This window comes from Spirosoma panaciterrae DSM 21099 (assembly GCF_000374025.1).
In the GTDB taxonomy this organism is placed as follows: Bacteria; Bacteroidota; Bacteroidia; order Cytophagales; family Spirosomataceae; genus Spirosoma; species Spirosoma panaciterrae.
In genome coordinates, this window is the sequence record NZ_KB893244.1 from 146,965 (window position 1) to 170,237 (window position 23,273).

A 23,273-nucleotide genomic window follows, 5' to 3' on the forward strand; every position below is an offset into this window, starting at 1 on the left:
TTATAAAAGAATAAATTTGTTATGGCAAAAACGATAAGAGCTTGGTTTTACAGATTTATTAAATATATTATACCAGAAATTAATATTTTAAAAAAAAATATACATTGGAATGAATTTGTAGATTATAAAGGTTTTTGTACTATAGATGAAAACGTTAAAATAAATTCGCCATATAATTTACAAAGTGTTACTATAGGTTCTTACACATATATAGATAGGAATTCATATATTTCAAATACAGAAATTGGAAAGTTTTGTTCAATTGGTCCTAATTTAGTGTGTGGTTGGGGGATACATCCGACTAATGGAATTAGCACATCCCCTATGTTTTATTCAACTAAGAAACAAAACGGGCTGACACTTTCTCCACGAGATAAAATTATAGAGAGGAAAAAAATTGTAATTGAGAATGATGTTTTTATTGGAGCTAATGTAACTATTCTTGATGGTGTTACAATTGGGAATGGAGCTATAATTGGTGCTGGAGCAGTTGTATCAAAAAATATTCCACCCTATGCTATAGCTATAGGGGTACCCATTAATATTATTAAATTTAGATTTAGTGAAGATCATATTAAAGCTTTGTTAGAAATTCAATGGTGGAATTTTTCAATTGAAAAACTTAAACAAATAGAGGAGTTTTTTTTTGATCTAGATCAGTTTATTGAAAAATTTGATCAATAGTCTTTCTATAATTACTGTTAATCTAAATAATGCTGAAGGTCTGCGAAAGACTATTGAAAGTGTTTTAGTACAAAGTTTTATAAATTTTGAATATATTATTATTGACGGTGGAAGTACAGATTCTAGTATCGACGTAATTCAATATTATAGCAACTCTATCCATTATTGGGTAAGCGAAAAAGATAATGGTATATACCATGCTATGAATAAAGGCATTCTTAGTGCCAAGGGTGAGTATCTCCTTTTTCTAAACTCTGGTGATTATCTTTACACTACCAATACTCTTTCAGATGTTTTTTCTATCTACCACACTGAGGATTTTTTATGTGGAAGTTCTGTGATAAGTAAAGATGATAAAGTCATTCATGTTACGAATCCGCCCGAAGTGCACACATTTTTAGCGTATTATAGAGCTACTATTTCTCATCAGGCAACTTTTATTAAGAGGTATTTGTTTAATCTATATGGGCTTTATAGAGAAGATTTTCGTTATAATTCAGACTGGGAATTTTGGATACGTACTATAATTCTACAAAATTGCTCAACTAGAAAGCTTTCAGTTGTTATTTGTAACTATGACCTTAATGGTGTATCTTCTATAAATAGTGAGTCTGAAGAATATAAAAGAGAAGTACAAGAGGTTTTGAGTATACCTTTACTTCAAAAATTTGTACCTGATTATGAATCTCAATGGCAAAAGAAGAGAGAAATGGCTCCCCTTTATTGGGTTAAATCTAAAAAAGTACTATTTAAGCTAATCTCGTTTTTATACAAACTAGCTGGATACTATAATAAAGTAAAAAATAAGATATATTATTGAGAATATCATTTTATATTAAATTAATATAATGAAAATATTATTTATTACCCATTATTCTTCAATGTATGGTGCTAATAAATCTCTATGCAGTCTGCTACTAGATTTGCGTAGTACATATAAGCTTACTCCTCTAGTTTTATTACCTAGTCATGGCGCTATTTGCGAATTTCTTGAAAAGCATCAAATTGAATATATAGTTTCTCCTTTCTATTGGTGGGTTAATTCTGAACGTGGAGTTTATAAGTGTTTATTAAACATACGCAAACAAATTGTTAATTATTACCGAATTAACGCCATTTTAGCCATGTTAGAAGACTACAATATAGGTGCAGTCTACTCTAATTCAATTGTTATTAATCTAGGTTACTTTATTAGTTCTCGATTAAATTGTCCACATATATGGCATTTTCGAGAAAGTATGGATTCTTACAATTTTAAATTTTCCCTTGGCAAGCGTTTTGCTGCCTTTTTTTTTATTTATTCCGCCCAAAAATATATACTTATCTCTGATTACCTCATGAGATATTATAGCCCTTTATTGCCACATGATAGAGTCATAAGAATTTACAATGGCTTGTCATTAAATTGCAGTGTTCCCTCTTTTACCAAAATGACGAATATGAACATAGCCGTAGTTGGTGTTATATCTTCTCAGAAGAATCAAATGGACATTTTACGCGCTAGTTTATTATTAAGACATAGGGGGTACGCAAATTTTACTCTTCACTTTATTGGTACTGCACAAAGTAGTTATTTAACACAGATAAAAACCTTTTTAAAGGAAAATAATTTAGATAGCTTTTGTCAGTTTCATGGACATGTATCAAATGTCCATGCTTTATTAGACTCTATGCATTTAGGTATAGTTACCTCGCGAGATGAAGCTTTTGGACGGGTCAGTATAGAATATATGTTACACAGTATGCCTGTAATTGCTAGTAATTCAGGCGCTAATCCGGAATTAATCAAGATGGGTGAGAACGGCTTCTTATATGAATTATTTAATTCTACTGAACTGGCAAATTATATTGAATACTTTTTAAATAACAGCGAGTCTATGAGAAAAATGGGTATTCAAGCTCGGAAATTTGCTGAGGCCAATTTTTCTCAGGAGCAGAATTCTCGTAATGTTTACGAAGTAATTTGCAGTGTATTATAATCAATAGCTATAATTAATATAATAATGTGTGGCATTTCTGCTGTATATCGTTATGAAAGTTTGCTTGATGCGGACATACTAAAAATGACCGCAATGAACCAAGAGATGTACTATCGGGGACCAGATGATGAAGGGGTATGGAATGATACACATTGTGCAATGGCTCAAGTTAGACTCTCTATTATAGGGTTAACTAAAGGGAAACAACCATTATTTAATGAGGATAAAACTTTAGTTCTAATTTGTAATGGAGAAATTTACAATTATCTTGAAATACGTAATAATTTATTAAGTAAAGGTCATGTATTTAGCTCAGATAGTGACTCCGAAACTATTTTACATCTGTATGAAGAATATGGTACTGATTGTCTGAAACATCTTCGAGGCATGTTTGCTTTCTGTCTTTGGGACTCTCAAAAGCAACAACTTTTTGTCGCTAGAGATCGTATTGGTGAAAAATTACTTTATTATGCTCATGTACCGGGTGGTGTAGTGTGCAGTAGTGAGCTCAAAGCAATTTTAAAGAATTACATTCATCAACCACAAGTTTTGTTAGAACAACTAGCAGCTCCCATACGTTACACAGCTCCAACAAGTAAAAGTGATACATATATTGATCAGATTAAACGGATTGAGCCTGGGCAATATCTAATTATAAATAAAACTGGTATTCAAAAACATAGGTATTGGAAACGGGATCATACTGATCGATTTATGGGTGGCTTAGCTGAGGCCAAAGAAGAAACGCTACGTCTTATGCGCGAGTCTGTAGATATGTGCTTGCGTAGCGATGTTCCTGTGGCAGTTATGCTTAGTGGTGGAATAGATTCCAGTGCTATAGCTGCTTTGGCCAAAGAGAAGGGTCGAGAAGTGCATACTATAACCGCTGGCTATAAAGGTAATCATAGTGTTGATGAACGAGAAGTAGCTAAACGCTTTGCAAAGGAGCAAGGGTTTATTTATCATGAGGTTGAGCTTGATGAGTCAGATTTTAAAAATTGTTTCAATGAATTTACAGAGCATATAGACGAACCTATTACTGATAGTGCTGCTCTGGCTCAATGGGCATTATATAAGAAAGTAAAAAGTTTAGGCTTTAAAGTACTGTTAGGCGGTATGGGAGGGGATGAGTTATTTTATGGATATCCCTACTGGAATAAACTCGCTGAATCTTTACGTTTACATCGACAGCACCAGGCTTTATTCCCCTGGAAAGGTTATAATAAGAAGAAGAAATATTTAGAATTTATATTAAAAAATTGGAAATATATATTGTACGCAGGACATCCACTAAAAATTGCTGATAGCTCTATATGCTATTGGATGCATGCAGATTATAAAAAGTTTGCTGATAAAGCCTATTTTTTATATGGAGATCAAAACCATTCTTTCTCAGACGTAAACCTATACCAGGCATTTGGAAATACAGAACCTGGTAAAGAGATAGACATAGTTTATGATTTTAGTTTTGATAATATCATGACCATGGCCTATTTATATCTTGCTGATCGAGAAGGTATGGGTAATTCAATTGAAATTCGCTCTCCCCTGCTTGATTATAAATTAGTAGAATTTGTTTCTTCTCTCCCAGTTGAAATTAAATATAACTCAGATAATCCAAAGTACTTCCTTAAAGAGGTTCTAAGGGGAATTGTTCCAGATTATATACTTGATGCCCCTAAAAAAGGGTTTACACCACCCAACGACTTTATCAAAGAGGTGGTCAATAGTTATCAATACAAATCTATCAAATCAGACTACAAGTTTTACAATTCAATATTAGCTGATAGAGTATTATCCCTATACATTAATAAAAAATAAGACATTGGCCCTCCTCTCTCCTATAATACTTTTTGTATATAATAGGCCCTGGCATACAGAGCAAACACTAAGAGCACTTCAACAAAATGACCTCGCTGGTGAAAGTACATTATATATATATGCCGATGGACCGAAAGCGAATGCTGATGAAGAAAATTTAAAATCTATTGAAGATGTCAGAGCTATAATTCACGCTAAGCAATGGTGCAAAAACGTAGTTGTTATTGAATCGGATCAAAACAAAGGGTTGGCTGAATCAATAAAATCAGGCGTAACAGAAGTAATCCAGAAACATCAGAAAGCTATAGTAATGGAAGATGATCTTATTAGTTCTCCTGCCTTTCTGACGTATATGAATAATGCACTTGATTTCTATGAAGATCGTAAATCTGTTTTTTCAATAAGTGGATATTGCTTACCACCAACCAAAATGCCTTTTCCAGTTGACTATACTTATGATGTATTTGTAAGTTTAAGAAATTCATCTTGGGGATGGGCTACGTGGGTAGATAGATGGAATCAGGTTGATTGGGAAGTAAAATCATATGCAGAAATGCAAAACAATAAATTTATCCAAGAAGCCTTTAATCGAGGAGGGGATGATGTATATGAAATGCTTCACTTACAGCAAGAAGGTAAACTCAATATATGGTCAATCCAGTTTACGTTGGCACATTTTGCAAATCATGCTATCTCCATTGTACCTACTAAATCATTTATCAATAATATTGGATTAGATGGGAGTGGTGAGAATTCGGGAACACATTTAAATTTAAAACATGAAGTATTGAATAAAAAAAGGGAATACAAATTCCTTAATATTTTATATGAAGATAAGCGTATCGTAAATATTTTTTATAGTGCTTATTGTAGAAAGAAAAGACCTTTGTGGCAGAAAATAATAAATAGAGCTAACCTGATTGTCAGCTTAAAGCCGCCATTCCTTATAAAAGGAAAAATATACAATTAGTACTAATGTAGTGTTAACCCAGGAGTAAATTATTGTACGCCTTATTAGTATGCAAACTAAACGAAATAGAACAATTAAGATTTTTTTTATGAAATTGATAAAAAAGATCAACTTGCTTCCAATTGTAAATTTTAGATTGAAAATAATTTATGACGACAAAAGTGTTTACATTCCTATAATTAAAGGTATTGGATATGCTAACTTATTTTTAGCGCCAAACTGGTTAACAGAATTAACTAGACATCTTTTGGCAATTGAATACGGCGCTTTTATAGACGTAGGAGTGAATGTGGGGCAAACACTAATAGCTATAAAAACAATCGATAAACGGATTAATTATATTGGTTTTGAGCCAAATGTTATTTGCTGTTCCTATTTAAATGAATTAATTGCTATAAATAATTACCAAAAGACTGATGTTTATAATTTAGCTCTAAATGATAAAATGCAACATCTTTTATTGGAGTTAAATTATGAAACAGATTCCAGAGCATCTATTGTTCCTCAGCTTAGACCTAATTTCTTTTCAAAAAAACAGCGCATTTTAGCACTTACATTCGACGAACTTCAATTAAAAGAAAAAATATCAATTATTAAGATTGATGTTGAAGGGGCTGAATATGAGGTTATTAAAGGAATGGAAAGAGCTATAACTGATAATCAACCTTTTATTTTTTGCGAGGTTTTGGACATTCATAGCACTGAAGCTGAAGCGTTTACTCGTGAGAAAGTGAAAAGCTTATGCACAATGCTTAGCTCGTTAAATTATGGTATTGCCCAATTAGAGCAGTCGACTAATAAAGGTAAGATTGTTAATTATGTGCTATTAGATGAAATTGATGTTAAGCAATGGACTAAAGAAAGTTCTAAATTTAACGATTATATTTTTTATCCTCTTTTTAAAAAAGAATCTTTAGAGTTAATTCTACAAAACCTTTTGCATGAAAATGTTTAATCAGAATTGTTTAGTTCTTAATGAAACTCTCAATTATAACTATTAACTTTAATAATAAAGAGGGTTTAGCTAAAACTATTAAGAGTGTCATAACACAAACTACGTCTGAAATAGAATATTTGGTTATTGATGGTGGTTCTTCTGATGGTAGCATAGAAATAATAGAGGAATATCAGGATCGAATAAATTACTGGGTTAGTGAGCCAGATCGAGGAATATACCACGCTATGAACAAAGGAATTGCGAAAGCGCAGGGAGAGTACTGTCAGTTTCTGAATTCAGGAGACTCGCTTGTATCTCCTGATACAACCTCGCTTATGCTAAGCCAGCTAAATAGCAGCAGTATCGTTTACGGAAATCTGATCAAGCATTGGTCTAACGGCCGCACTTATCGTAATACCTCAATTGCGGTAGACTCACTTTTTACCTTCTACAGCGGTACACTCAACCATGCTTGTACTTATCTTAAACGTTCTCTTTTTGATATCTATGGTCGCTATGATGAATCCCTCAAAATCGTGGCAGATTGGAAATTTTATTTAATTGCCATTGGCATGAACGGAGAGACTGTGCAGTACATTGATGTTGATGTAGTCAACTTCGATATGGGTGGCATTAGCAATCAGCAAAAAAGTATAGAGAAGGCAGAGCGAAGCATGGTGTTGCAGGAAGTTCTGCCTGCCAATCTCCTACGAGATTTCGAACGTTATTACAAGCCTATCAGACAATACCAGCGGATAGCCCGTTATAACTGGGCGCAGAAGATGTTATGGTTTTTGGACAGACTTCTGTTTCAATGGGAAAAATTTAGTAAGGACTAATGGTATGATAGAACAGAATATCATGTTCTCAGTCATCATACCACTTTACAACAAAGCTTCGTACATTCAACTAGCGGTGGAATCTGTACTGAAGCAGACATATGTAGACTTCGAGCTAATCATTGTCAACGATGGCTCTTCGGATGATAGCCTGAATGTAGTGCAGTCTTTTCGGGATTCCCGATTGCGTATAATAAGCCAAAAAAATCAGGGAGTATCAGCCTCACGCAACAATGGCGTCTTGATGGCGCAGCACGAATATATTGCTTTTCTGGATGGGGACGACTGGTGGGATCCTACATTCCTGGAGAAGATGGCGGTTCTCATTGTTTCCCATCCAGCTGCTGGAATTTATGGGTGCCAGTATTTTTGGGTAAAAAATGGTAAGCAGAAATGTTCAATAAATCATGAACCATCTGGATTTGCTGGTTACTTTGATTATTTCGTTGGTTATATGTATGCTTGGTGGATGCCGCTAACGTCTATTTCTGTAGTGATTCGTAAATCGGTGTTCGAGGAAATGCGGGGTTTTAAAACGAACCTGAAATTCGGAGAGGACTTCGACTTATGGGTTCGAATTGCACTCGCGTACCCTGTTGCTTATCTTAATGAACCGCTGGCATTTTACAATCAGGACGTTATTCCTGCAGATAGGGCGCTGGGAGGCAAGCGTTGGCGTTTGCAAGAACATTTTCTGTTTAACCTGGAATTCCTTCGCGAAGCTGAGCAGACTAATCCGATCTTAAAAAGATTGTTAGATGGACTAAAGGTGCGGGGACTATTGAAGTTTTATCTGCGAAATGATTACTCTCCTGAAGTGGCGGCTATTTTAGAGCAGGTAGATTTCAGTAAGCAGCCACGCTATTATCAACGGATATATACCTGGCCAAAATCGCTAATAAAGCTGTACTTTCGAGGGAAAAAAGTTGGTTCAAATGCGAAACAATCCTTGAGAAAATCGTTAAAAAGTCCATGAAGATTGCTCACCTCATGGGATCGCTTAACCGGGGAGGTGCAGAAACCCTTGCCCTGGATATGTTTCGTAATTCGGCTCATGCGGGTTTGAATATGATACTTATTCACCGCAAAGGGGGGACTTTAGCTGCTGATTTTCGAAATTCGGGAGTGGAAACGATTGAGTTAGTACTCAAATCACCCGTTGATGTGAGTTATTTGTTTCGGCTACGAAAAAAGATAAAGGATAAAAAAATTACTATACTGCATGCTCATCAGGTTATTGATGCAGTGTATGCGATCTTAGCCACAGTGGGCATGCCCGCTAGAGTTATCCTTAGTCTCCATGGTCATGGAGTGGCTGACGATAAACTGTCAGCCGCACTTCGCCGACTAGCTATTACGTATGCCGACCGGGTGATCTTTGTCAGCAAAAGCCAGCGTGAACACTATCTTAGGCGTTTCGGAGATATACGAAAGAGCCTGGTCTGTTTCAATGGTCTGGACTTTAGCAAATTTAACGTCAAGCCAGACCAATCGTTGCGTAAGGAACTAGGAATTCCAATGGATTATTTGTTGATGGGATCAGTAGGTAATTTCTCCTCTGGACGTGACCAACAGACAATTTGTCGATTTTTGACCTTGCTTAAACGGGAAGCAATCCCGTTTCATTTTGTTTTTATTGGGGCCGCTTCCAAATCTGAACCTGAATTTTTCCAGCAGTGCGTTGACTACTGTCAAACGCATGGGTTGTCTCAGCAAGTAACTTTTATGGGGAGCCGGTCGGACGTTCCAGCCATATTGCCAGCGCTCGATGCATTTATTTATTCAACCGCGCATGATACATTTGGCATTGCCGTAGTCGAAGCCATTGCGAGTGGAACCCCTGTGTTTGTTAATGATTGGGAAGTAATGAAAGAAGTAACGCAGGAGGGAAACTGGGCTACCTTGTATACATCAAGAGATGAATCAGACCTCCTAAAAAAGTTTATTGACTTCTATCAAAACCAGATTAAGTACCGCGAACGCGCTCAGCAGAATAGTCTGGCTGTAAAAGAAAATTACTCGATCCAGAAATATCTACAACGTCTGAGTACGATCTATACATCTCTATTAAATACTTAGAGTTATGACGACATTTCTGCCTAAATATTTTACAAGAAAAGCTATTATTTTATATGTACTACTACTAATAATCTGTTCAGGAGCACTTGTACAAAATATTCTTCCATTTCGTTGGGTAATGTTTGGCATAGTGGAGGTATTTAGCTTCTTTTATTTTTCTAATCTGCTTACGAAAAGGTGGGGTGCATTTACACCAATACTTTTTAAGCGAAAGCTTTTCCGAACAGCGCTAACGATTCGCATGCTATATGCGGTATTCATATTTGTTTTTTATACAATAACGACTGGTAAACCTTTTGAGTTTGGAGCTGCTGATTCAGTAGGCTACCATGAAGAAGCGATCTGGCTTATTGACTTGCTCCAAAATAATCAGTTGCCTATTTATCTGGAATACATTAAAGGGAATTATTCAGATTTAGGCTATGTGGTGTATTTGACGGCAGTCTACTCATTGGTAGGAGTCAATATTTTTTTAGTGCGTCTGATCAAAGCAGTTCTCGGTGCTCTAACCTGTGTATTAGTATACAAGTTGTGCGTTCGTAATTTCGGAGAAAATGCGGGAAGAATAGCGGGTATTCTGGCATTACTCTCGCCCAATCTGATTTATTATTGTGGCTTACATGTGAAAGAGACTGAAATGGTATTTCTTACCGTGTTTTTTCTAGAACGAGCTGACCTGCTTATCCGGCAACAGAAATTTAATACCATTATTCTCACCACGACGATTATATTAGGATTGTCCCTGTTTTTCTTTCGCACAGTGCTGGGTGCAACAGCTATGACTTCACTAGTAATTGGCTTTTTATTATATTCCAGTCAGAGTGTTAGAATTACCTTACCAAGAAAAATAGCTTTTGGGGTCATTATGATAGGAATTGGTTTATTTTTACAGGGTAGCAGGATTGAAGCAGAAATAACTCGCTATTGGGGCGACCGAGACACTAATCAACGAGCCTCAATGATTGCCCGTTCTGAAAGCCCCATAGGCAATAGTTTAGCTAAATACGGTCAAACTGCCATATTTGCCCCCCTAATTTTAATAGCCCCCTTTCCTACACTTATAAATATTGAAACTCAGCAGAATCAAATGTTGCTTAATGGAGGATATTATACGCGAAATATTTATGTATTTTTCCTTATTATCGGATTACTGACACTTTGGAAACGTAGACAAAGTCGACAACATATGCTTCTCCTTTCCTTTTTGTTCAGCTACTTGACAGTATTGGCTTTAAGTAAGTTCGCTCTTGCTGAGCGTTTTCATATGCCGATTTTGCCAGTAATAATCATACTAGCCGCTTTTGGTGTTACACAACTTGATCGAAAACACATCAAGTTTTATCAACCTTATCTTGCTCTGGTAGCACTTATTATTTTAGCCTGGAATATTTTCAAGATTGCCGGTCGAAGTGGTTTATAATAAAGAACACAATAGATGAAAGTGCTTTTTGTCAGTAGTGGGAATAAAAAAGACGGCATTTCTCCTATTATTCTAAACCAGGGTGAAGCCATTCGGCGTGAGGGTGTAGATATTGACTATTTCACAGTGGCTGGCAAAGGGTGGTGGGGTTATATAAGCCATTGGTTGCCGCTAATAAATGTACTTCGGCACAATCAGTACGACTTAATTCATGCTCATTATTCGCTCTGCGGATTCTTGGCCACATTAGCGGCACCCACTGGAATTCCTATAATCGTCTCGTTAATGGGCACATTTCGAAAAAATACGGGTAAATACTACTTAGTCCGTTTTCTTGCAAAGTACCGTTGGCAGGAGGTCATTGTGAAATCAGAGCGCATGCGCGGACAGATTGGCCTGTTTACTGCTCATTTAATTCCCAATGGTGTTGAAATTGAAAAATTTAATCTACCTCTGTCCCGAGTTCAATTAAGGGAAGAACTAGGCTTGGCTAAAGATAGAAAAATAGTAATTTTTGTCTCAGATCCTGAACGGATTGAGAAGAATTTCCCACTCTGCCGAGCATCAATCGATGCCATAAATCGCAGTGATATAGACCTAATCCCAGTTTTTAATAAGCCGCACGAGGAAGTGGTAAAATATATGCTGGCCGCAAATGTACTGATGCTAACCTCCTTATCTGAAGGCTCGCCCAACGTCATCAAAGAAGCCATGGCTGCTAATTGCCCTATTGTATGTACTAATGTTGGCGATGTAGCTTATTTGCTCTCAGGGCTTAAAGGCGCTTTTATCTCTACTAAGTTTGATGAAAATGAGCTTTCTACATTAGTAGAAAGAGCTTTATTAATAAATAATACAGAAGGTTTAAAGCGAATAAAATATTTACAGATAGATAGTATTAGTATAGCTAAAAAAATTGTTGGATTATATAAAAATAATATTCAATAAATCTGATTGAAAATTTATTGAGTTCTTGAGTTATATGATAAAAACAAATAGTTAAAAAATAATTAAGAATAGTTATTTCAATTAGTTATGTTTAAAATAATACTAAGCCTTGGATATGCTGGAGATTTTAATGTTATACGAAGTAAAATGTCGAATAGATTCATAAGGCGTCTACTTTACCCTATTTATAAAGTATTTCTGATCAATCATGGTAGTTATATCCCCTTAGGGTGTAAAATAGAAGGACCTATAAAATTCGTTCATCTACAGGGTATTTTTATATCAAGTAATTCTCAGATTGGGAAAAACTGTACAATATATCAACACGTTACAATTGGCTCAAATAGAGTAAATACTTCAAAAAAATTTGGGTCTCCTAGTATAGGTGATAATTGCATTATTGGAGCCGGGGCTAAGATAGTGGGAGGGATAGTAATTGGGAATAATGTTCGGATTGGCGCGGGATGCGTAGTAATAGAAGATATACCTGATAACTGCACAGTGGTATCACATAAGCCACGTATCATAAGAAGAGAAATTTAATCTTTACTTTCTGTGCTAAGAAACCATTTTATACAGGAGAATATCTTTTTACCTCTTAGTGATGTGGTAACGGGACAATCAGTAAGTAAACACCTAAAATTCCTGCAAAAAAGCAAGTATTGGAGTCGAGAACAATTAGATGTATTTCAGCATAATAGATTAAAATTATTAGTCAAGCATGCTTATGCACATGTGCCTTTTTATCGTGATCTTTTTGATGATTTGAGGTTGTTGCCGGAGGATATACAAACCAAATATGATTTACTTAAACTACCCGTCACTTCAAAATCAACTCTCAAAAAAGAGGGTATTGAGCGATTTACTTCGCAAGCTTACCCCAAAAAGTTAATTAAAAGCCGTGCTTCGAGTGGATCGACTGGAGAGCCTTTACATTATCTGTCGACAAAGGAAAGTTATTCTGTAAATCTAGCTGCCATTTTACGTGGGTGGTTTGATATGGGTTTTCAACTTGGTGACAAATACGTTAAACTGAGTGGCAATCAGAGAAAATCAATTATCAAAAAAATTCAGGATGCAGTAAGCAGTAACCGATACATTTCAGTGGATCCAATGAACGATGAAACTTTTCGATCTGTACTGGAAATCTTTGAAGACTACCAACCAGCCTTTATTCGCTGCTATCCTGACCTACTACTCTTTTTAGCCAACTACAAGATGGCACATCCTGAATACATGTTTTCCCCAAAAGCAATCGCAACCACCGGAAATATGTTGTTTCCTGAGGTAAGAGCTAAAATTGAATCTGCATTTGGTTGTAAGATATTTGATTCATACAGCTGTGAGGGGAATTCTTGTGTATTTGAATGTCCTACTCACACTTGTTATCACTCTGCCGAAGAATATGGAATCACGGAGGTACTTGATTCCAATGGTACACTTATTAAGTCAGGAATAGGTCGATTGATAACTACAGATCTTTGGAATTTAGCCTACCCCTTTATCCGATACGACACTCAAGATTTAGTTGAAGTAGATGAAACACCTTGTGCTTGTGGGCGCAGCCATTTGCGAATTAATAAAATTATTGGACGTGAAAATGAAACATTGATAATGCCTAATGGAAAGAACTTTATTGTCCACCAGTTTACAATTTTTTTTAGCTCTAATGAAAACCTAAAAAGATCTATTGAGCAATTTCAAGTGATCAAAACTAAGACTAATGAGGTTTGTTTTAATCTAATTGTAAATGAGGCATACAATTTGGACATTCAAAATTATTTGATCAATTATTGGGCAAAAGAATTTGGTTCAAATGTTTTTGTCAACACTGTAGATGCCATTCCTTTGCTTTGTAATAATAAGCGTCGATTTATTATAAACGAATAAATTTCATTCCTCTACAAAAAAATATGAAGATTGATATTATAAATTCTAACTTAACTAAAAACTGCCAAATTCAAATAAATGATTTCTTATTAAAATATGGCTCCGCAACTACATTCTTTCAGTCGCCTTCCTATTTTATGGCCTGCTTACAAACTACCAATAAGAAGCCTACGTATATTTTGTTGTATTCTGATGATGATAAGTTGATAGGAGTACTCTTATATGTACGACAGAACTTTATTCGGTTGCCGCTTGCTAAATTTATGTCTAGTCGAGATATTATAATTGGAGGTCCAGTCGTTAAAGAGGATAATTCTTTAGCACTTATAAGAATATTAGACGTTTATATTAAACAGAGGTTTTTACCTATTTACTCTGAGTTTAGAAATCTGTTTGACCAATCAAAAAATAAAGAAATATTTGCTAAAAAGAACATAGTATTTGAAGAACATTTAAATATTCTTGTTGATATTTCTAAGGATGAAGAAAGTTTGAGAAAATCTTTGAAGACAAATGCTAAGAGGAATATTCAAAAATCAATTAAAGAAGGATGTGAGTTTAGTGAAGATACTACTATATCCTCATTAAAAGATAGCTACAAAATACTAAAAGAAGTATATGAGAGAGCGAAGTTGCCACTACCAAGTTTAGTCTATTTTGAAAATATGTTAAATTGTTCAACAAGAGGAAATGAACTAAAGAACTTTAAAGTAAAATATAATAATGAAACAATTGCATGCATGTTATGTGTGGTTTCAAATAATATGATCTATGAGTACTATACAGGGGCATTTCAAAATTACTTTGATAAGTACCCCAATTACTTACTAACATGGGAGATATTTATGTGGGGTAAGAAACATAATATTAATACTTTTGACTTTGGTGGAGCTGGTAAGCCTAATATCCCATATGGAGTTAGAGAGTATAAACTTAAATTTGGAGGTGAGTTAATTAATTATGGAAGATTTACGCGGATCAACTACCCATTAGCTTATAAAATATCCGTACGTTCATTTAATCTTTTAAGACGTATAATAAATAAAATATATAAATAAGACTAAAGAATATCTTCCATAATATGTCCTACGGTAATCTAAATAATTACAATACGAATTTTCTTGATAAAGTTTTGATTAAAATTTATCGTTGGATTGCTTCGTCTTTTCCCCTAAATAAAGTTAGAATTTGGGCACTTAGAGGCTGTGGGTTCTCGATAGGAAAGGATGTTTACCTTGGTCCTGATTTTTTAATTTCAATGATGAATTCAAATAGTTCATGTAGTCTGGTAATCAATGATAGAGTTGCAATTGGGCCTCGAGTTACTATAGTGTTGGCCTCAGACGCAAATTGGTCTCATTTAACTACTTACTATTCGCCAATTAAAGGTAAAGTGATTTTAGGTGCCGACTGCTGGCTCGGAACTGGTTGTATTATCCTTCCAAATGTCTCTATTGGATCATGCTCGGTAGTTGCTGCTGGGGCTGTGGTGACAAAAGATGTGCCAGATTATCACGTAGTTGCAGGGGTACCTGCTAAAACTATCAAAATAATAGATAAATTAGCTTTATGAGATTTCTATTCGCGTTAGGTCATCCAGCTCATTTTCATCTTTATAAATATACCATTTCAGAACTATTAAATGAAGGCCATTCTGTTAAAATTGTTATTAGTGATAAAGATATTTTACGAAAATTACTCTTAGACGAGAAATATGAATTTGAAGTTGTAGCAGCCTTAGATATAAAGAATGGTTTATTTTTTAAAGGTAAAAAGTTGTTCAAATCAACGGCTAAGTTATTCTCTATTTGCCGGCTGTATAAACCAGATATATTAATTGGATGCCTTACTCAAATAAGCTGGGTAGGCTTTTTATTAAGAATTCCCAGTATATTTAATGCTGAGGATGATATGACATACACCTTTTTACAAGGTATTATTACATACCCTTTTATTTCAACTATTCTTGCACCTATCCCTACAAAAGTTGGTATTTTTTCCTTTAAAAAAATTGGATATGCCGGTTATCATAAATTAGCCTATTTACATCCAAATAGGTTTCAAAGTAATTCAGAATTAGTGACAAATACTGTAGGCCATAAGCCTTATATACTTTTTCGTTTGGTGAGCTTAAATGCATATCATGACGTTAATGCTAAAGGTATTTCTGAAGAAACTTTGAAGAAACTTATAATTCTTTTCAAAAAATATAATATATTTATTTCTTCTGAAAAACCTTTAAAATCTGATTTTCAAAAATTTAAATTAAAAATAAATGAGAAGAATATACATCACTTTTTAGACAATGCTTCGTTTTTTATTGGAGATAGCCAGAGTATGACTGTTGAAGCAGCTCTCTTAGGAACTCCTAATATTAAGTATAATAGTTTCTTTGGCAGGATTAGTGTTTTAGAAGAGCTTGAAAATGTTCATGGCCTTACAAAAGGTCTACCACCTGATGAGGATCTATTGTTCAAGACCATAAATGAATATATTGATGACTCTCAAATTCATAGTAGATATGAAGAACAAAGACAAATAATGTTATCTAGTAAAATTGATGTGACAGCTTTTTTTCTCTGGTTCTACAAAAACTACCCCATCAGTAAAAAAATAATGAAGGATAATCCTGATTATCAATATAATTTCCGTTAATGGACTTTACTGTAACTAAATATACCGAATTTTTGGATTCGATACGTTCTGGTAGTTATTCGTTTCAATCGTTTAGTGAGTCTTTAGCACATATATCAAACAAGTCCATCATTCTCAGACATGATGTAGACCTGCTTCCAAGTAATTCGCTGGTGTTTGCTAAAATTCAGCGTGACCGAGGAATTAAAGGCGTATATTATTTTCGGGCTGTTCCTGAAAGTTGGAATGAGTATATAATTAAGGGAATTTCAGAATTAGGCCATGAAATTGGTTACCATTATGAATGCCTGACGACTTGCAATGGAAATTTGAGCCTTGCTATAAAAGATTTTGAGAAAAATTTAACGGCTCTTCGAAAATTAGCTCCAGTATCGACCATTTGTATGCATGGAAGCCCGATGTCAAAATATGACTCGAAGGACTTATGGAAAACGTATTCCTACCGCGATTTTGGCATACTGGGCGAGCCCTATTTTGACATTGACTTTGGCAAAGTAGCGTATTTCACCGATACGGGACGACGGTGGGATGGTGAAAAAGTGAGTGTTCGAGATAAAGTTGATTCAACGTTTGGACATAGGTTTCGCACAACCGATGAGATTATTGCCGCCCTTCGCAGTAACGAATTGCCAGATCAAATGATGTTTACGTTCCATCCGCAGCGTTGGAATGATGATCCATGGCAATGGACTAAAGAATTGATCAGCCAGAATGTGAAAAATCTGGTAAAACAATACTTCTTCATTAAAGAATGAGCCGCCAGAAAGCTAGATGACTTTAGATAAGCACCAATCGCTCTATAAAAAACTGGCGATAGTTTATACTGTTTTGATTCTGTTACTGGTGACACTGCCTATTAATGGAGAAGACCAGTTTCTGGGAAAGCTGAACGACAATTACGTATTGCAGATACGCTACGATTACATTTCGCATGCGGTTCTGTTTATTCCCTGGATCATACTCGTCTGGTGGGGGTGGGCAATCGCTACGACACCTAAAAGTAAACAACTCGCCGTAGGGGTAGGAGGTCTCTCTTTCGCCATTTTCTGCGAATACCTACAACTGCCGCTGACCTACCGGACATTCAATATTAATGATCTTTTGGCTAATTCACTTGGTATAGGTCTGGGGCTCCTGTTTCTCTGGCTCTGGGAGAAAGCAGGAATGAACACGCAAAAAGGCTAACCCAGGACACGGCATGATCAAATTGCTCACCATTATTGGGGCCCGCCCGCAAATTATCAAAGCATCGGCCATCAGTCGGGCTATTCGCGACCAGTATAAAGACCGTATACAGGAAGTTATTGTCCATACGGGTCAGCACTATGATCGGCAAATGTCGGAGGTGTTTTTTGAGGAATTACAGATTCCGAAGCCTGATTATAACCTACAAGTAGGGTCGGGGCCACATGGGGTTCAGACGGCTAAAATGATCACCGGTATCGAAGAGATATTGGTTGCTGAACAACCCGATTATCTTATTATTTACGGCGATACAAACTCAACCTTAGCGGGTGCCATTGCGGCTTCCAAGACCTCGGTGCCTATTGTGCACATTGAAGCGGGGCTGCGTTCGTACAACAAAAAAATGCCCGAGGAAATCAACCGGATTGTAAGCGATCATACGGCAACGTACCTGTTTCCTCCTACACAAACCGGGGTTGCTAATTTAGTGAAGGAAGGGTTTCGAACTGATAACTCACCTCCCTATACGATCGATAATCCGGCTGTCTTCAATGTGGGCGATATTATGTATGATAATAGCCTGTATTTCTCCAGTATTGCCGCCGAAAAAACAGCGATTCTGGAGCAGTTACAGCTAACGCCCGGATCGTTTGTGCTGGCAACAGTCCACCGGAATGCCAATACGGATGATGCCGATCGGCTCAATGCTATTTTTCAGGCGCTTCAAACTCTCTCTGTAACGCATTCGGTCGATGTCGTGCTGCCATTGCATCCGCGTACCGTAAAGCAGATTGAGGCTTTACTGGCTCCAGACTTGCAGGAGGCTATTCGGGCCAATCAGCGGATGCGGTTGATACCACCTGCTTCATTTCTGGAAATGACCCAACTGGAGCAACAGGCCAGACTGATCATTACGGATTCGGGAGGTGTACAGAAAGAAGCGTACTTCTATAAAAAACCGTGTATTATTCTGCGGGCCGAAACCGAATGGGTCGAGATTGTTGAGCAGGGGGCTGCCCGGCTCTGTGATGCCGATGCTCAGCAAATTCTGGAAGCCTACGATCAGTTTGATACGACTGCCCCTGTTGTATTCAAACCTGTGTACGGAGATGGGGATGCCGCCACTGAAATTATTAATATTTTAGTGAGTAATTATCATAAATGAGAACATTTAGTATATTTAATGCTTCTTTTTAACTCGCCTGTAACAACGGGTGTTATGGTTGACTTAATCTTTTCACTTTCTCTCTACTTTCTTGTGAAAACTACTCAATTGAATTATCATGCCCTGGTTTGTACTCTACACCAAATCCAGATCGGAGAAGCTTGTCGCTCGAGGTCTGATTCAGAAAGGTATCCAAGTCTATTGCCCCCTCCGAAAAGTTAAACGCAAATGGTCCGATCGATTCAAGATCGTAGAAGAGCCGTTATTTCGTTCGTATTGCTTTGTTCATCTGGAAGAGAATGAGCGGGCCAGCGTATTCGGTGTACCTGGGGTGGTCGGGTATTTACATTGGCTTAAGAAACCAGCCATTGTGAAACCCAAAGAAATTGACCTGATCCGGGATATGCTGAACGACTTTGATCATGATTCGTTGGAAGTCGTGAATTTCGATGCGGCTGATCGGCTCAAAATTACCTCCGGAGCCTTTATGGATCAGGAAGGCGAGGTAGTATCGGCCAATGGCAAACGATTGATGATCAAGCTCGATTCGCTCAGTATGTTCATTGCCATTGATATTAGTAAAACCAAGGTTGAAAAGATAAAAACGAGCAAATTGTTCGCTCTGGCGATGCAAAAATTACAGCCCGTTTATTAACTGATCGGCCCTTCTTTTTCTTTTTGGTTCTTCTGTATGCCTAAAACTATACGGCTATTGTATGCTGCATCGGTCTGTCTGCTGATGAGTCAGATAACCTATGCTCAGACTGTTCGTCAAAAAATACGCTATGAGGTAGAGGCTGGTACGTATCTGTCGACGACAGAAAGTAACCCATTCTGGATACGCTCGAACCAGTACGGCGAGGTGCCGTTGGAGTCGAACGGCTTTACCCTTAGAGCGCAAGCCAAAAAAGAGTATGAACCGTTGATCTACCGAAAAAAAGGAACGGGGAAGTTTTCGTATGGCTACGGAATCAGAGCCGTTTTGAATGCCGGTAAAGTCAATCAGGTTCTACTCGCAGAGCTTTATGGTAAAGTGCGCTATGGCGCGTTTGAGTTCTCGGCTGGCCGACGACGTGAAGTTATAGGGCTGGTCGATTCCTCACTTAGTGCAGGCTCGTACATCTGGTCGGGCAATGCGCTGCCCATGCCTAAAGTTGAACTGTCCATTCCCAACTTCACACCTATACTTAAAAATGGGTTGATTGCTGTGAAAGGTAATTATGCACATGGCTGGTTTGGTACAGATGATTCGGTTAAAAATTATTACTTACACCAAAAAAGCCTTTACGTTCGTCTGGGTAAACCCAGTTGGCGTTTTAAGTTCTATGGTGGCTTCAATCATCAGGTGCAATGGGGCGGCAGCCTCTTATATCCGCGTGTTAGTAATGGGAAAATAATAACTGAATATGGAACGGACTGGGAAAGTTATCTATTTGTTGTGAGCGGTAAGTCTTTATATACGCTGGATACGCTTGTCATCCAAAATGGAAGCGCATCGGCAGAGGGAGGGAACCGGGTTGGTAACCACTTGGGAACGATCGATGTAGGATTAGAGTACGAGACGGATCAATACAAATGGTTTATCTATAAACAGTCAATTTATGAGGCAGGGGCATTGTTTTATTTGAATAATATTTCCGATGGTCTACATGGCCTTTCTTTTACGCGCAAACAGGCTTCCAGTGGAGTTCTTAAAATTATAATCGAGTATTTACAAACTTCGAACCAAGGGGGGCCGTTTACATCTGCTCGATCGACTATTGCTCAGTTGCGGGGGGCGGAAGATTACTTCAATAACGGACGCTATATTGATGGCTGGGTGTATAAGGGACAGACAATCGGTACACCATTTATTATGCCTTTACGCTATACTACTGGCTTGCCACAAACACTGGATAAAAACCCAAATCGTATTGTAAATAATCGCGTTAACGCCGTTACTATAGGTGTAAAAAGCCGGATTAGGCAGATCGATCTGTTGACTCGACTTTCGTTTAGCCATAATCTAGGTAATTATAATATACCATTGGACTATACACAGACATCAATTCAGCAACAAATTAGTGCTCCCGTTAAAAGATATACATTTACCGCTAATCTGGCCTACGATAACGCGGGTGTGCTTAAGGAAAATGTCGGCTTAAGTTTACTGGTAAAACGTTCTTTCTAACCGTATTTCAGGTATGTTCCCGACTCTATTTCTGGGCCATGTTGCAGGAAGATTCTGTATGAAGTTTATCCTCATTTTTTCAATCGTACTGGCGGCCATGCCTACCCTGGCGTATACTGGCCCTAGTCAGGGTGTCATGCCAACGGATACAATCATTCCGGCCAAAGTAGATTCGATCGATCTGCTGGTTGCCCGAAGAAAGCTTCTTACAACCTTGGTTTACAAGAACGGTGAACGGTTATCTAACACGGCTGTCGTTAGCCTATTACAATCGACACCCAGAGCGCTGACTCGATTTCGTTGGGGGAACCGATTAAAACCTGTTGGACCAGTCGTTTCATTAGCAGGGCTCATAATTGGCTATATGGGCCTTAAAGGGGATGAGCTAACCGCAACAATAAAGGGTAAACGAACGGCTACCAATCCCAGACCGCCTGATGAGCAGGTTACCTACATCAAGCGAAGTTTGCCTAAAACGTTGGCCGGATTGGGGCTTTTCGTGGGTGGTTTGTGTCTGATAGAACTTGCGAATGACTATACCGCTAGCTCCATTACGATCTATAACGCCAAACCGGGCCCTATCAAAACATTGTCGCAGGTGAATCGAGTGAACTTAGGCGTAACGACAACCGGAAATATTGGTCTGGAAGCGCATTTTTGATAGATACGTTCCCGAATCTTGCCACGGAAGGATAGGAGGATGATTGTGATAACTGCTAAAGGTAATGTAGGTTTGTAATCTGTTGCCCGTACACTGATTGTCTCATGCCTACATCCTCGATCTGGCACCGGCTAATTTCCGGTTTTAAAGAATCTGCTCCTGCTAACACAGCCATGTGTTTCTGGGAGGTGGATGTGCATTCGCATTTGGTGCCCGGTGTCGATGATGGCGTGAAAGACCCTGAGCAGGCGTTGACATGCCTCAAACAATTGGTTGAATGGGGGATTCGGAAAGTGATTACAACCCCCCACATCAGTGGCGACTGGTATCCGAACAAACCGGCTGATCTTCGGCAGGGGCTTATCGATTTACAGATCCTGATCGATCAGAACGAATTACCCCTTACCATCGAACTGGCAGCGGAGTATCTGGTCGATGATTTTTTCTTCGATCTGCTGCAAAAAGAAGAACTATTGAGTTTTGGCCCCCGAAAATATCTGCTGATTGAAACAGGTTGGGCGTGGGCGCCGGCGCAGATCGACGATATTTTATTCCGTATCCAAACGCATGGGTATACCCCTGTTCTGGCCCACCCCGAACGCTATAAATACTTCCACGAGAACCGGAAGGGGCTACTACACCTGCGTGAAATAGGCTGTTTGTTCCAGCTTAACTGGATGTCGCTGATCGGTCGGTATGGGGTGGAGTGCCAGAAACAGGCCCGCTTTTTAGTCAATCAAAAGGTTATAGACTTTATCGGGAGTGATCTACACCAGCCAAAAGACCTTAAAGACATGGCACGTTTGCTCTATTCGAACGAATTACAATTGCTGCAAAATCAACCCCTTCTTAACAATACCCTTTTCTAGCTTTCCTATTTTGCCCCACGGTTCTTACGGGGCTGGTCTGAGTCTGAAAAATCTCTTCTCTGTAAACGGCTTAGAACCCCAAAATTCCTTCTAATTTCTAATTGTAAGTGTGCCGTACAGTATTGCCCAACTATATAAATTGATTTAACAAAACGAATTTGTAGCCAGAAAAATGGCAGTGCAATACGCTACCGTCCAATAAATATCGCCCTGTAGCGCGAAAAGGTGGTTTCCTAAACGTATTTAAAGAATATAGATTCAGAATAGCACTATTCATATATTTCATAAGGCTATAGTTGGATGTATAGTAAATATATGTTTTCAATATCCTATGAATACTTAACTTATTGTTAATTTTAAAATATTGTCTATGAGTGGATTGTGAATTGCTCAGGCCAAACATTTTATTTGGTGAGTTGTCCTTTTTTTGGATAACGTCAACAACGCCTATGAAAGAGAGCATTGCAGTCAATAAAAGCCACCTTCTCGCTACCCACAACGACGCCTTTGATGTTCTGTATAAAAAATATGTAAAGAAGGTTTTTCAGAAATGTCTATCGGTAACCCAAAATGTAGATGCAGCCGAAGATTGTACACAGGATATTTTTCTGAAAGCTTTTACGAATCTGAAAGCCTTCCGAAACCAGTCGCAACTGTCAACCTGGTTATATTCCATTGCCCACAACTACTGTCTGGATCGGATTCGGCTGGATAAGCGCCTGGTCACAGAACGCATGTCGCCGGAGGTAGATGCCGAAATGGATGATACTGATCCAGAGGAGTCAATAAATGAACAGAAGCTTCTTTTACAGGCTTTACTTCAGCAGCTACCCGCCGAGGAAGTTAAGTTGCTTCGCCTGCGATATGAACAAAACTTAAGTATTAGCCAACTGAGCCGTCGTTTAGAGCTTTCAGAAAGTGCCATAAAAATGCGGCTAAAACGAAGCCGGGAAAAAATACGGGCCCTTGCCAGGGCTAGTCTGGAATAATATCTACGCTCA

At 37.7% G+C, this 23,273-nt stretch carries 24 protein-coding genes; all 24 read left to right on the top strand.

What is annotated here, in order from left to right; translation table 11 throughout:
* Window positions 1-21: 21 nt before the first annotated feature.
* The 24 genes from B153_RS0133975 (at window position 22) to B153_RS0134085 (ending at window position 23,261) form a co-directional block, all read left to right on the top strand.
* Window positions 22-684 carry a CatB-related O-acetyltransferase gene (locus B153_RS0133975; protein WP_020601230.1) on the top strand — a complete coding sequence of 221 codons (663 nt, stop codon included), beginning with the start codon at window positions 22-24 and terminating at the stop codon, window positions 682-684.
* On the top strand, window positions 665-1,504 hold the full coding sequence (locus tag B153_RS0133980; RefSeq protein ID WP_020601231.1) for a glycosyltransferase family 2 protein: 840 nt from the start codon (window positions 665-667) through the stop codon (window positions 1,502-1,504). Before B153_RS0133975 ends, B153_RS0133980 begins: the two co-directional genes overlap by 20 nt.
* A gap of 28 nt (window positions 1,505-1,532) precedes the next feature.
* Window positions 1,533-2,663: a glycosyltransferase family 4 protein gene (locus B153_RS36380; protein ID WP_083928282.1), complete on the top strand. Its 1,131-nt coding sequence runs from the start codon at window positions 1,533-1,535 to the stop codon at window positions 2,661-2,663.
* 24 nt (window positions 2,664-2,687) lie between these two features.
* Window positions 2,688-4,484 carry an asparagine synthase (glutamine-hydrolyzing) gene (gene asnB / locus B153_RS0133990; RefSeq protein ID WP_020601233.1) on the top strand — a complete coding sequence of 599 codons (1,797 nt, stop codon included), beginning with the start codon at window positions 2,688-2,690 and terminating at the stop codon, window positions 4,482-4,484.
* Window positions 4,485-4,488: 4 nt separating this feature from the next.
* The gene (locus tag B153_RS36385) at window positions 4,489-5,454 is read left to right on the top strand and encodes a glycosyltransferase family protein (RefSeq protein WP_020601234.1); all 966 of its coding nucleotides are present in this window, start codon (window positions 4,489-4,491) and stop codon (window positions 5,452-5,454) included.
* Between the two features lie 49 nt (window positions 5,455-5,503).
* Window positions 5,504-6,409, top strand: coding sequence for an FkbM family methyltransferase (locus tag B153_RS0134000; RefSeq protein ID WP_020601235.1), 906 nt, complete (start codon window positions 5,504-5,506; stop codon window positions 6,407-6,409).
* Between the two features lie 20 nt (window positions 6,410-6,429).
* Entirely contained in the window at window positions 6,430-7,230 is an 801-nt protein-coding gene (locus B153_RS36390) for a glycosyltransferase family 2 protein (protein ID WP_020601236.1), read from the top strand.
* Between the two features lie 4 nt (window positions 7,231-7,234).
* On the top strand, window positions 7,235-8,206 hold the full coding sequence (locus tag B153_RS36395) for a glycosyltransferase family 2 protein (RefSeq protein ID WP_020601237.1): 972 nt from the start codon (window positions 7,235-7,237) through the stop codon (window positions 8,204-8,206).
* Window positions 8,203-9,309 carry a glycosyltransferase family 4 protein gene (locus B153_RS0134015; protein WP_020601238.1) on the top strand — a complete coding sequence of 369 codons (1,107 nt, stop codon included), beginning with the start codon at window positions 8,203-8,205 and terminating at the stop codon, window positions 9,307-9,309. Before B153_RS36395 ends, B153_RS0134015 begins: the two co-directional genes overlap by 4 nt.
* A 4-nt stretch (window positions 9,310-9,313) precedes the next feature.
* On the top strand, window positions 9,314-10,729 hold the full coding sequence (locus B153_RS0134020; protein ID WP_020601239.1) for a glycosyltransferase family 39 protein: 1,416 nt from the start codon (window positions 9,314-9,316) through the stop codon (window positions 10,727-10,729).
* 15 nt (window positions 10,730-10,744) lie between these two features.
* Window positions 10,745-11,677 carry a glycosyltransferase gene (locus tag B153_RS0134025; protein ID WP_020601240.1) on the top strand — a complete coding sequence of 311 codons (933 nt, stop codon included), beginning with the start codon at window positions 10,745-10,747 and terminating at the stop codon, window positions 11,675-11,677.
* A 147-nt stretch (window positions 11,678-11,824) separates the two neighbouring features.
* A complete protein-coding gene (locus B153_RS37460) occupies window positions 11,825-12,220 on the top strand; it encodes a serine O-acetyltransferase (protein ID WP_083928285.1) in 396 nt (131 codons plus the stop codon).
* 12 nt (window positions 12,221-12,232) lie between these two features.
* Window positions 12,233-13,567: a phenylacetate--CoA ligase family protein gene (locus B153_RS0134030; RefSeq protein ID WP_020601241.1), complete on the top strand. Its 1,335-nt coding sequence runs from the start codon at window positions 12,233-12,235 to the stop codon at window positions 13,565-13,567.
* 23 nt (window positions 13,568-13,590) lie between these two features.
* Window positions 13,591-14,625: a lipid II:glycine glycyltransferase FemX gene (locus B153_RS0134035; RefSeq protein ID WP_020601242.1), complete on the top strand. Its 1,035-nt coding sequence runs from the start codon at window positions 13,591-13,593 to the stop codon at window positions 14,623-14,625.
* A 23-nt stretch (window positions 14,626-14,648) separates the two neighbouring features.
* Window positions 14,649-15,140 (top strand): acyltransferase, encoded by a 492-nt coding sequence (locus B153_RS38780; RefSeq protein ID WP_020601243.1) that lies wholly within the window; start codon window positions 14,649-14,651, stop codon window positions 15,138-15,140.
* On the top strand, window positions 15,137-16,222 hold the full coding sequence (locus B153_RS37075; RefSeq protein ID WP_020601244.1) for a DUF354 domain-containing protein: 1,086 nt from the start codon (window positions 15,137-15,139) through the stop codon (window positions 16,220-16,222). The genes B153_RS38780 and B153_RS37075 overlap by 4 nt, the downstream gene beginning before the upstream one ends.
* Window positions 16,222-16,977: a hypothetical protein gene (locus tag B153_RS0134050; protein WP_020601245.1), complete on the top strand. Its 756-nt coding sequence runs from the start codon at window positions 16,222-16,224 to the stop codon at window positions 16,975-16,977. Before B153_RS37075 ends, B153_RS0134050 begins: the two co-directional genes overlap by 1 nt.
* 16 nt (window positions 16,978-16,993) lie before the next feature.
* Entirely contained in the window at window positions 16,994-17,407 is a 414-nt protein-coding gene (locus tag B153_RS0134055; RefSeq protein WP_020601246.1) for a VanZ family protein, read from the top strand.
* A gap of 13 nt (window positions 17,408-17,420) precedes the next feature.
* Complete coding sequence (wecB, locus tag B153_RS0134060; RefSeq protein ID WP_020601247.1) at window positions 17,421-18,572, top strand: non-hydrolyzing UDP-N-acetylglucosamine 2-epimerase; 1,152 nt, start codon at window positions 17,421-17,423, stop codon at window positions 18,570-18,572.
* Window positions 18,573-18,690: 118 nt separating this feature from the next.
* Window positions 18,691-19,227, top strand: a complete 537-nt coding sequence (locus B153_RS0134065) for a UpxY family transcription antiterminator (RefSeq protein ID WP_020601248.1) — start codon at window positions 18,691-18,693, stop codon at window positions 19,225-19,227.
* A gap of 36 nt (window positions 19,228-19,263) precedes the next feature.
* Entirely contained in the window at window positions 19,264-20,742 is a 1,479-nt protein-coding gene (locus B153_RS36405; protein WP_063672894.1) for a capsule assembly Wzi family protein, read from the top strand.
* Between the two features lie 58 nt (window positions 20,743-20,800).
* Entirely contained in the window at window positions 20,801-21,403 is a 603-nt protein-coding gene (locus B153_RS0134075) for a hypothetical protein (protein ID WP_026262664.1), read from the top strand.
* Window positions 21,404-21,507: 104 nt separating this feature from the next.
* The gene (locus tag B153_RS0134080; RefSeq protein WP_026262665.1) at window positions 21,508-22,272 is read left to right on the top strand and encodes a tyrosine-protein phosphatase; all 765 of its coding nucleotides are present in this window, start codon (window positions 21,508-21,510) and stop codon (window positions 22,270-22,272) included.
* 449 nt (window positions 22,273-22,721) lie between these two features.
* On the top strand, window positions 22,722-23,261 hold the full coding sequence (locus B153_RS0134085) for an RNA polymerase sigma factor (RefSeq protein ID WP_020601252.1): 540 nt from the start codon (window positions 22,722-22,724) through the stop codon (window positions 23,259-23,261).
* The last annotated feature ends 12 nt before the right edge of the window (window positions 23,262-23,273 follow it).

Excerpts from the sequence above, each read along its gene's own strand:
- asnB (WP_020601233.1), top strand. The coding sequence starts at position 2,688 with ATGTGTGGCATTTCTGCTGTATATCGTTATGAAAGTTTGCTTGATGCG.
- B153_RS36390 (WP_020601236.1), top strand. The coding sequence starts at position 6,430 with ATGAAACTCTCAATTATAACTATTAACTTTAATAATAAAGAGGGTTTA.
- B153_RS0134085 (WP_020601252.1), top strand. The coding sequence starts at position 22,722 with ATGAAAGAGAGCATTGCAGTCAATAAAAGCCACCTTCTCGCTACCCAC.
- B153_RS36380 (WP_083928282.1), top strand. The coding sequence starts at position 1,533 with ATGAAAATATTATTTATTACCCATTATTCTTCAATGTATGGTGCTAAT.
- B153_RS0134025 (WP_020601240.1), top strand. The coding sequence starts at position 10,745 with ATGAAAGTGCTTTTTGTCAGTAGTGGGAATAAAAAAGACGGCATTTCT.
- B153_RS38780 (WP_020601243.1), top strand. The coding sequence starts at position 14,649 with ATGTCCTACGGTAATCTAAATAATTACAATACGAATTTTCTTGATAAA.
- B153_RS37075 (WP_020601244.1), top strand. The coding sequence starts at position 15,137 with ATGAGATTTCTATTCGCGTTAGGTCATCCAGCTCATTTTCATCTTTAT.
- B153_RS36405 (WP_063672894.1), top strand. The coding sequence starts at position 19,264 with ATGCCTAAAACTATACGGCTATTGTATGCTGCATCGGTCTGTCTGCTG.
- B153_RS0134080 (WP_026262665.1), top strand. The coding sequence starts at position 21,508 with ATGCCTACATCCTCGATCTGGCACCGGCTAATTTCCGGTTTTAAAGAA.
- B153_RS0134055 (WP_020601246.1), top strand. The coding sequence starts at position 16,994 with ATGACTTTAGATAAGCACCAATCGCTCTATAAAAAACTGGCGATAGTT.
- B153_RS0134075 (WP_026262664.1), top strand. The coding sequence starts at position 20,801 with ATGAAGTTTATCCTCATTTTTTCAATCGTACTGGCGGCCATGCCTACC.
- B153_RS0134020 (WP_020601239.1), top strand. The coding sequence starts at position 9,314 with ATGACGACATTTCTGCCTAAATATTTTACAAGAAAAGCTATTATTTTA.
- B153_RS36395 (WP_020601237.1), top strand. The coding sequence starts at position 7,235 with ATGATAGAACAGAATATCATGTTCTCAGTCATCATACCACTTTACAAC.
- B153_RS0134035 (WP_020601242.1), top strand. The coding sequence starts at position 13,591 with ATGAAGATTGATATTATAAATTCTAACTTAACTAAAAACTGCCAAATT.
- B153_RS37460 (WP_083928285.1), top strand. The coding sequence starts at position 11,825 with ATGTCGAATAGATTCATAAGGCGTCTACTTTACCCTATTTATAAAGTA.
- wecB (WP_020601247.1), top strand. The coding sequence starts at position 17,421 with ATGATCAAATTGCTCACCATTATTGGGGCCCGCCCGCAAATTATCAAA.
- B153_RS0134065 (WP_020601248.1), top strand. The coding sequence starts at position 18,691 with ATGCCCTGGTTTGTACTCTACACCAAATCCAGATCGGAGAAGCTTGTC.
- B153_RS0134050 (WP_020601245.1), top strand. The coding sequence starts at position 16,222 with ATGGACTTTACTGTAACTAAATATACCGAATTTTTGGATTCGATACGT.
- B153_RS0134000 (WP_020601235.1), top strand. The coding sequence starts at position 5,504 with ATGCAAACTAAACGAAATAGAACAATTAAGATTTTTTTTATGAAATTG.
- B153_RS0133975 (WP_020601230.1), top strand. The coding sequence starts at position 22 with ATGGCAAAAACGATAAGAGCTTGGTTTTACAGATTTATTAAATATATT.
- B153_RS0134015 (WP_020601238.1), top strand. The coding sequence starts at position 8,203 with ATGAAGATTGCTCACCTCATGGGATCGCTTAACCGGGGAGGTGCAGAA.